The sequence below is a fragment of the Candidatus Borrarchaeum sp. genome (assembly GCF_019058535.1).
GTDB classification, from domain to species: Archaea; Asgardarchaeota; Sifarchaeia; order Borrarchaeales; family Borrarchaeaceae; genus Borrarchaeum; species Borrarchaeum weybense.
In genome coordinates this window covers 1-8184 of sequence record NZ_JAHPYX010000202.1, presented here as the reverse complement: position 1 = coordinate 8184, position 8184 = coordinate 1, and the positions used below count along the sequence as shown (strand labels likewise).

General features: G+C 38.7%; 9 protein-coding genes and 1 pseudogene. 4 read left to right on the top strand and 6 right to left on the bottom strand.

Going from position 1 to position 8184, the window contains the following annotated elements; all coding sequences use genetic code 11:
• Positions 1-175 precede the first annotated feature (175 nt).
• Positions 176-700: a Rab family GTPase gene (locus tag QVB70_RS12425; protein ID WP_287586719.1), complete on the top strand. Its 525-nt coding sequence runs from the start codon at positions 176-178 to the stop codon at positions 698-700.
• Here the strand turns inward: QVB70_RS12425 and QVB70_RS12420 are convergent.
• Positions 691-1632: a hypothetical protein gene (locus tag QVB70_RS12420; protein ID WP_287586717.1), complete on the bottom strand. Its 942-nt coding sequence runs from the start codon at positions 1630-1632 to the stop codon at positions 691-693. The two genes, QVB70_RS12425 and QVB70_RS12420, sit on opposite strands and share 10 nt — an antisense overlap.
• Positions 1633-2135: 503 nt before the next feature.
• Between QVB70_RS12420 and QVB70_RS12415 the strand changes: the two genes are divergently transcribed.
• Positions 2136-2324, top strand: a complete 189-nt coding sequence (locus tag QVB70_RS12415; protein ID WP_287586715.1) for a hypothetical protein — start codon at positions 2136-2138, stop codon at positions 2322-2324.
• 14 nt (positions 2325-2338) lie between these two features.
• Positions 2339-3529, top strand: a pseudogene (gene iscB / locus QVB70_RS12410) (RNA-guided endonuclease IscB).
• A gap of 236 nt (positions 3530-3765) precedes the next feature.
• On the opposite strand, the gene QVB70_RS18475 reads toward iscB (QVB70_RS12410), so the two are convergent.
• Positions 3766-3885 (bottom strand): hypothetical protein, encoded by a 120-nt coding sequence (locus tag QVB70_RS18475; RefSeq protein WP_342766569.1) that lies wholly within the window; start codon positions 3883-3885, stop codon positions 3766-3768.
• Between the two features lie 214 nt (positions 3886-4099).
• Here QVB70_RS18475 and QVB70_RS12405 point away from each other — a divergent pair, with 214 nt between their 5' ends.
• The gene (locus QVB70_RS12405) at positions 4100-4456 is read left to right on the top strand and encodes a NifB/NifX family molybdenum-iron cluster-binding protein (RefSeq protein WP_287586713.1); all 357 of its coding nucleotides are present in this window, start codon (positions 4100-4102) and stop codon (positions 4454-4456) included.
• 99 nt (positions 4457-4555) lie between these two features.
• Here QVB70_RS12405 and hisIE read toward each other — a convergent pair whose 3' ends face one another.
• The 4 genes from hisIE to iscB (QVB70_RS12385) all read right to left on the bottom strand — a co-directional run.
• The gene (gene hisIE, locus QVB70_RS12400; RefSeq protein WP_287586712.1) at positions 4556-5245 is read right to left on the bottom strand and encodes a bifunctional phosphoribosyl-AMP cyclohydrolase/phosphoribosyl-ATP diphosphatase HisIE; all 690 of its coding nucleotides are present in this window, start codon (positions 5243-5245) and stop codon (positions 4556-4558) included.
• 33 nt (positions 5246-5278) lie between these two features.
• A complete protein-coding gene (gene hisF, locus QVB70_RS12395) occupies positions 5279-6097 on the bottom strand; it encodes an imidazole glycerol phosphate synthase subunit HisF (protein WP_287586710.1) in 819 nt (272 codons plus the stop codon).
• Positions 6098-6117: 20 nt separating this feature from the next.
• Positions 6118-7296: a formate--phosphoribosylaminoimidazolecarboxamide ligase family protein gene (locus QVB70_RS12390; protein WP_287586708.1), complete on the bottom strand. Its 1179-nt coding sequence runs from the start codon at positions 7294-7296 to the stop codon at positions 6118-6120.
• Positions 7297-7364: 68 nt separating this feature from the next.
• On the bottom strand, positions 7365-8184 hold an 820-nt coding region (gene iscB, locus QVB70_RS12385), incomplete at its 5' end, for an RNA-guided endonuclease IscB (RefSeq protein ID WP_287586706.1).

Below are 8184 nucleotides of genomic sequence, written 5' to 3'. Positions count from 1 at the left end.
GTATTAGACTCTTATAATTAGTCTAAAATGTGTTTAATTTTTATATGCCGTTTAAATAAAAAACTGAGGTCAAAACAGAAATTTGAAACTCGTTTAAAACTCATTAACATAAGAAAAATATATGAAACACCATTACAATTTTTTATCACAAGGCAATATAAAAGAGTGTGTAAAGATGTCGAGAGGTCATAAGTTTATCTTCAAGGTAATAGTTGTAGGAGACGCAGCGGTCGGTAAAACGTCACTTATGTTCCGTTTCGTGCACGGTTCCTTCCAGCGCGACTATAAAATGACCATTGGGGTCAATTTCGCGACAAAGATGGTCACTTTAGACGGAGGCACAAAAGTCAAGCTCTCTATTTGGGATACTGCGGGACAAGAAAGATTTCATTTTCTATTGCCATCATACTACGACGGATCAAGCGGAGGACTTGTAGTCTTTGATGTAACCCGGCGTGAAAGCTTCACAAACCTCGCTAAATGGGTTGAACAAGTTCGTGGGAAAACTGGCAACATCCCGCTTTTAATCATTGGTAATAAAGCAGATCTTGAAGATTTACGTGCTGTAACTCAGGAAGAGGCAAAACAATTTGCACAGCAAAATGGCGTTGTTTATACAGAAACAAGTGCGAAAACCGGGGAAAATGTGAACGATGTATTCGCTGCATTAACGCAATTTATGACAGAACTTCAGGATTGATATTCTCTTGGATAATATCCTAAAATATAAACCGGCTCTATGATAAGCGGGTTCTTTTCTACAATAATTCCCCCTACTTCACAGATATGACCTAAGAAGTCATCATAATAACATATTTCTGCATTCTTTGTAAGTTTACAGATAATATCATAATCACCATTTTCTTGAATAAATTCTAAGTTTTTATGAAAAAACTTATTTGAAAATAATCCAATAAGTTCTGAGCCGTCTTCTCTTAGATGTTGATGGAAATTGCCATAGATTTTGATTGATGTGCCTAATCCTATCATTTCTTTCTTGAAGGCGGTAGATAATTCATTCTTAGACAAAAAAATAGGTATAGACTCCCTGAGATCCTCCAAAATAAATTCGGAAATGGGATCGCTGATCATATCAGGCTCCAGAGGAATTTTTAATCGAATTTTTTCGTTTATTCTACTACTTTCTAATTGATTCATACTTTCGTGAAGCATCTGCTGGTTGAAATAAAGTAGACGAGGAGTTACGGTTTTACGAAATATATCATAACTCTCTGAGATGATTTTCTCGGTATTCTTTTCTTTATACATGTCAATGAATCTTTTATAACTCCTATATAGTTCCATGTTATTTGTAAGCCATTGTTGCATCATTTCTCTCCCTAATTCTGTCAAAGAATAGTTTCTAAGAGTTGGACTCTTTTGATCTTTTCTGTACCGAATTGTTTGAATAAGACCTTCTTTTCGTAATGCTGGAAGGATTTCATTTGAAAGTTCAACACAAAACGGGCCGTACAAAAAAGGTGCATAAACTAAATTTAATGGAAGATCAGATTTATACTGAGCGAGAAATAACAATTTCTGAAGTTTTATCGAACTAATTGGGGAAAAATCATTTACTAATGCAAGAATGAGATTTTGTGTATCCCATATCTGATTAAGTGATGATTCCACTATTTTACTCCCTACCTACATTTTGTTACTGGAGAGTTTACCGAATGTATTCGAGCATCCAATTTCATTTTTATTAATAAGCATCACGTAATTTCACTTTCACATAGGCCTCTGTAACTTTTAATAGATGTTCCTATACATTTGGTTGTGTCTACCTGCAGGCAAGAGGTCGGCATGCGAGTACCCTTCTGAACCCTGTATGCCATAAAGCCAAGTGGGTCTGGAAGGGGACACAGTAGGGCAGAGACTGTCCGATTTAAAGTCTGTGTTAAGCCGATACCGTCAAAGGTACGGTTGGAGATGCCGCAGGTCGTCTATGAAGCAGGAAGCCATTCAACTTGTTGGATGGTAGTTCACATACACCACAACTCACCCTTACTTGTAATAATTACAAGTGAAACCCTAACTTGTCAATCACCCCCCTAACAAGTGAGGGGGGCTTGTCCCGTGAGGAACAAGAGTAATTGGTTGATTAGCCTAAGAGAGGTCGTGGTGAAACACACATGGCGGTATCTGAGTTATCAGGAGAGTTAAAGAACACACCAAGGGATGCTTCTCTAGTCCCTTGCTCTGTAAACGGTGGTTTAAACAGAGAGGAAACGCTCAGTGATCATCGTATAGTACTGACTGATAACCTTGGCGAAGAGAACCAACCGACTTTAACACTCGTTAAAGGAGGAGATAGGACTTGAGAGTACCTATCTATGTGTTGAACATGAGGGGGCAACCGCTCATGCCAACCACACAACACAAAGGAAAGAAGTTATTACAAGAGGAGAAGGCACGCGTTTTTCAGAGATGTCCTTTTACCATTCAGTTAAGCTATGCCACTGGAGAAACTAGGCAACCTATTACACTCGGAGTGGACCTAGGATATACGAACATCGGATTTAGTGCCAAGACCGATAAGTTAGAAGTCATCAGTGGCAAAGTAACGCTGCGGAAAAATGTGTCTAACAAACTAGCAGACAGACGCAGGTATCGTAGAACTCGTAGAAGTAGATTAGGATATAGACCGCCTCGATTTAATAACCGAACTCGACCTGAATGATGGTTAACACCCAGCGTTCAGCATCGATATGACTCACATGTTCGATTAGTTGAAAAGCTTGAAACACTGCTACCGATCACCCACAAAAGGGCTGAGGTGGAGAATTTTGATGCCCACAAAATGCAGCACCCAGAAATTACAGGAATAGAATATCAGCAGGGTGAACTTCAGGGCTATGAAGTCAAAGAATACCTGTTAGAGAAGTGGGGACGTAAATGCGCCTATTGTGGCAAAATAAACGTGCCCTTAGAAGTCGAGCATATCGTTCCGAGAAGCCGAGGCGGAACAGATCGAGTATCAAATTTGACGATCTCATGCAAAGTCTGCAATCTAAAGAAAGGAAAAAGGACTGCCGAGGAGTTTGGCTATCCTCACCTCCAGCAACAGGCAAATAAGTCTCTTAAAGCACCGACATGTCTGAATAACATTCGTTGGAAGTTAGTAGAGCAATTAGATGCAGATTATACGTTTGGATACGTCACCAAATGCCAGCGCAATAAGTTAGGTTTAGAAAAATCTCATGTTAATGATGCGTTTGTCATTGCTGGTGGAACCAATCAAGAACGCTGCCGCCCGTATGAGGTTATGCAAGTCAGGCGCAATAATCGTTCGCTACAGAAGAATAGAAAAGGATTCAAACCGTCTATTAGGAGAAAGAGATACCAGTTGCAACCACATGATTTGGTAGCCTATAATGGAAAACTATGCAAAGTCAAAGGCATATTCAATTATGGAGCATGGGTACGATTATGTGATTCAAATGGAGCAGTGGTCAACACCAGTATCAAAAACGTAGAACTGTTGAAATATGGAAAAGGATTAATATTTATGTTTGAAAACAACTAAGAGACCCAATTCATCCCCCCAACATGTCGGGAGGTCTTCTTTCGAGGTGATAATAAATCAGAAACTGGTTCTCTTATTGTTAAAATTACTATTTCGAGTGTATTTTTTTCGAGAAGCAGTATATGTTAAAATACAGAAAAAAACCAAGAAAATATAAAGAGATCTTTATTGAATGCTGATAAAAAAGAGATATCTCTGTTCTTAGAGTCTACTGATATTAAGAAAAGATATTCTACTTAATGTTTTTTCCTGTGCTGGAATTCTTGATAGATTGATTTCAGATCTACTCCTCGATGTGCAAGCATGACTAATAAATGAAATAACAAATCGGTAGTCTCATGAGTTCGGTCATCCAAAGTCCGAGTTAATTGGTCAAAAGAGTTACATTTTGACCGCTACAATACCGCTCTCGTTGAAAAATAGTAGATACGCATTTGGGCGTTGCCTAGAAAAGAAGGAGTGCATACAATCAATTCTATCTTTCACTGAATATCCAAAATAAGAAATATTTGTGCAATAAAGCACTTTAAAGAGTCCTTATTTGAATATAAAACTATAGGGGCTAAGAAAATGGATGGGAACAAAAAAAATCTCATAAAGGTTGCTATTCCTACCAATGATGGAATAAATATTTTTCAAAAGATGTTGGGTAGAGCAACACAAATATTTATTTATGAAACTGATGGGAAGCAATTTAAGTTAATTGAAAAAAGAAATAATCCATTTGAAAAAACGATGCAACATTTAAAGACCTTAGATGTATATGATTTACTTCATGACTGTGCAGTAATTATATCTGCAAATATTGGTAAAAAGGGAATACAAAGGCTAAAAAAAAGAGGGATGAAACTTTTGTTCAAGAAAGGAAATATTCAAGAAGCAATAGATGATGTAATTGAAAAAGAAGAATTAAAGAAAATTTTATAGTAAAAGTTTGAATTAGTTAAAAAGATATGGAATATAGAAATTGTCAATTCCCCCACCCCAACGTATCAAGTAATTTGATTTCTGGAAATAGAGAGGTTACTAATGCTTTTTCCTTCGTTGGAATTCTTGATAGATCGATTTTAAATTTACTCCTCGATGTGCGAGCATGACTAATACATGAAATAACAGATCAGTAATCTCATGAGTTATATGAGGCAGATCATCAGTTTTAATCGCGTCCATCATTTCTTCAAATTCTTCTTTGACCTTTCCGAATATTGCATTTGTACCCTTTGTAGCTAATCCAGAAACATAAGAGTCCTGTCTAGGAGATGAAATACGTCCTTTTATTATCTCATAGACCTCGTCCAAAACCTTGCTGGTAGCATATGTCTCGTCTGAATCAAATATCTTTTCTTCTATTTGCTTTAGTCCTGTGGTATCTATTTGTCTGTAGAAACAGCTAAAAAACCCTTTGTGGCAGCTTGCCCCTAGAGGCTCAACAAGAAAGACGAGTGCATCATTGTCACAATCGACAAACATTTCTTTAACTATTTGTCTATTACCTGATTGTTCTCCCTTTTTCCATAGAATACCGCGACTACGCGACCAATAGGTCATATATCCTGTTTTTAGAGTTTCTCTAAGGGCTGTTTCGTTCATGTATGCTAGCATAAGTACTTTCTTGGATTTATAATCCTGTGCAATCGCAGGAATTAGTCCATTTCCTTTTTCAAAATCGACCTCTTTGAGGATTTCTTCAATTGTTTTGTTGTTGAATTCAGGCACTACAACACACCTAAAAAAATTCAAGTAAATGTATTATAAACGTACAGGAACGCCTTTTTCTTTTAAATATTCTTTGATTTCGCGTATAGAGTAAATTCCATAATGTACTATCGACGCAATAAGAGCGGCATCTGCTTTTCCTTCTACCAATGCTTCATACATATGTTCAGGATTTCCTGCGCCTCCACTGGCAATTATAGGAAGATTTGTCAGTTCTGCCATAGCTTTAGTTACTGGGATGTCATAGCCGATTTTTGTGCCATCCCTGTCCATGCTTGTCACAAGAATTTCACCAGCGCCTAATTCTTCTACTTGTTGTGCCCACTTTAGTGCATCATTGCCAGTTGGTTTTCGACCGCCGTAGGTTACAACTTCAAACCAACAGGGGCGTCCATCTTCTGTCTCTCTTATAATGCGACCCTCTGCTTCTGCTTCAGATTCGATAAATCTTCTTTTAGCATCAATAGCTATTACGATGCACTGGGTGCCAAAGATCTCAGCAGCTTCAGTAATGAGTTCAGGTTTTTCAACGGCGGCAGTATTAAGAGAGATTTTATCTGCTCCGCTTTCTAGGATACCTCTTATGTCTTCTATAGTGCGCATGCCTCCACCAACAGTGAATGGGATGAAGACTACATCAGCTACTTTCTTCACCATTTCCTTCGTGATCTCACGTTTTTCATGCGAAGCAGTAATATCTAAAAAGACAAGTTCATCTGCTTCTTGATCAGAATAAGATTTGCCCTGCTCTACAGGGTCTCCTGCATCTCGAAGTTGAACAAAATTTATCCCTTTTACAACTCTTCCTTCGAGAACATCAAGGCAAGGAACAATTCTTTTAGTTAATCCCATTTTATCATCTTTCCTGAAAATTATGTGACTATTAAGTCGAGCATATCCTTCTCGATCGCTCTTTTCACCTCAAGACAAGTTCGTCTTCCTGAAGACATTCTCTTTCTCCAAAGAATGTTACCATATGGATGCCCTAGATACATATGGACGTTCGTCCCACCACCTATTCGCACTGCAATATCATAAGTAGTTGGTTTCATGTCTTCCTCAATGGTCGTTTGAATGGTAAAACTGCCGATTATACCTGGATCAAAATAGGCTTTAGTTGCTTTAACAAATCTCTCAGCTTCGGGAAATATGTATCGAAGGAGACTTTCTCTTAATGTGCAGGAATTGTGACCGACCACATTGTAAACGGGATCCTTTTGGAAGTCCTGTAAAGTAAGTTGCTGTGCTGCTGGAAGTCGTACGAACCCATCCAGTGAACTTTCAAATCTCCAGTCAATCCCCAATAACTCTAATGGCTCTTCTCCCAGTTTCTCGCTAACTGGGCTGTAGAAGAAATCAAAATTGAAGACAGGACCAACTGCATAACGTTCAATTCTTGCCTGCTCAAGATCTTCCTTCGTAATCACTCCGCGGCTCAATAGTCGTTCTGAGGTTTCTTGATACTCTTTAAAACTAGCGGCTGTAAAGAAGCCTCTTTCGAGGCGATGCTTTGCGTGTTTTAATTTTACCATTACTAGTCCAATTTCGTCGATCTCTTCTGGTGAATCCAGTTTCTCTGGTATTCGCATGCCCGCCTTTTCTGCTAGGGTGTAATAATTGAACTCCTCTGACTCACGATCTTCAATACGTAGCATGTTTCGGGTGCCTACTATTGGAGCCACAAAATTATTTTCAATTTCATCTTTTCCGCAATAAACAACGAAGCTACGATTAGGAATAAACACGATATTGTTGAGGTATATGAATTGCAACCACTTATCATCATAATCATCGACAAGTTCTTTAAAACTGTCGAGTACAACAGGATAATCGATTACACCTTTTACTAAGCGATCCTGGTGGTATAGCGTTTTGAAATACCTAGTATAAGGTGCCTCTCTGCCTTTTTCACAAAATGCGTACATCTCGAAGCCCTCATCTTGGGCTCCATCAGCGACATCGAGAGCAGAATGTGAGGCCACACATCCAATCGCAATTTTTTCAGGATCATATTTCTCTAAAAAACCAAGGATTTCATTTCGATCAAGCATACTTTATTCACGACTCCAGCCTCTGGAAGCCCCTACCCTTTAGGGTGGGGAGGAAAGAGGCGTTTAGACTAACATAAGTTAAATAATAATCCTTTCCCATATTTAACCAACTCTACTTTTTTGATAGATACGCTTTTATCTTTTCCATTAACATTTTTTAAAATAACTCGCTTTCCAAGACAATGAGTACCTTTTACTCTATAGGTTCTACCCTCAAAGTTTACAAGATCATACGGTTGTAACGGGTATCTTTGTCTTCTAATAGACGGTTTGAAACCTTTTCTATTCAATTGGAGTGAACGAGTATTGCGCCGCACCTGAACAACCTCATACGGTCTACACCGTTCTTGAGTTGTGCCTCCCGCAATGACAAACGCATCATTAACATGTGATTTTTCCAGCCCTAGCTTGTTACGCTGGTATTTAGTGACGTATCCGTAGGTATATTCTGCATCTAACTGTTTTACTAGCCTCCAACGAATGTTATTGATACATGCGGCTGCTTTAAGTGACTTATTTGCCTGCATCTGGATGTCTGGATAGCCACACTCCTCGGCGGTCTTATCCCCCTTCTTTAGATTACAGTTCCTACATGCGATCGTCAAATTCGACACTCTATCAGTTCCACCTCTACTTTTCGGGACGATATGCTCGACTTCTAAGGGCATGTTTATTTTACTACAATAGGCGCACTTTCGCCCCCACTTCTCTAACAGATACTCTCTGACTTCGTAGCCTTGAAGTGTGCCCTGCTGATATGCTACTCCTGTAATTTCTGGATTCTGCATTTTTTGTGTGTCGAAATTCGCCACTTCTACTTTTCTGAAGGGTATCGGTAGCAGTGTTGCAAGTGTTTCAACTAATCGAATATGTGAGTCATGTTTTTGC

What these genes read in the sequence shown, in the direction of transcription:
- QVB70_RS12425 (WP_287586719.1), top strand. Translation starts at nt 176, where the DNA reads ATGTCGAGAGGTCATAAGTTTATCTTCAAGGTAATAGTTGTAGGAGAC.
- QVB70_RS12415 (WP_287586715.1), top strand. Translation starts at nt 2,136, where the DNA reads ATGGCGGTATCTGAGTTATCAGGAGAGTTAAAGAACACACCAAGGGAT.
- QVB70_RS12405 (WP_287586713.1), top strand. Translation starts at nt 4,100, where the DNA reads ATGGATGGGAACAAAAAAAATCTCATAAAGGTTGCTATTCCTACCAAT.
- hisF (WP_287586710.1), bottom strand. Translation starts at nt 6,097, where the DNA reads ATGGGATTAACTAAAAGAATTGTTCCTTGCCTTGATGTTCTCGAAGGA.
- QVB70_RS12390 (WP_287586708.1), bottom strand. Translation starts at nt 7,296, where the DNA reads ATGCTTGATCGAAATGAAATCCTTGGTTTTTTAGAGAAATATGATCCT.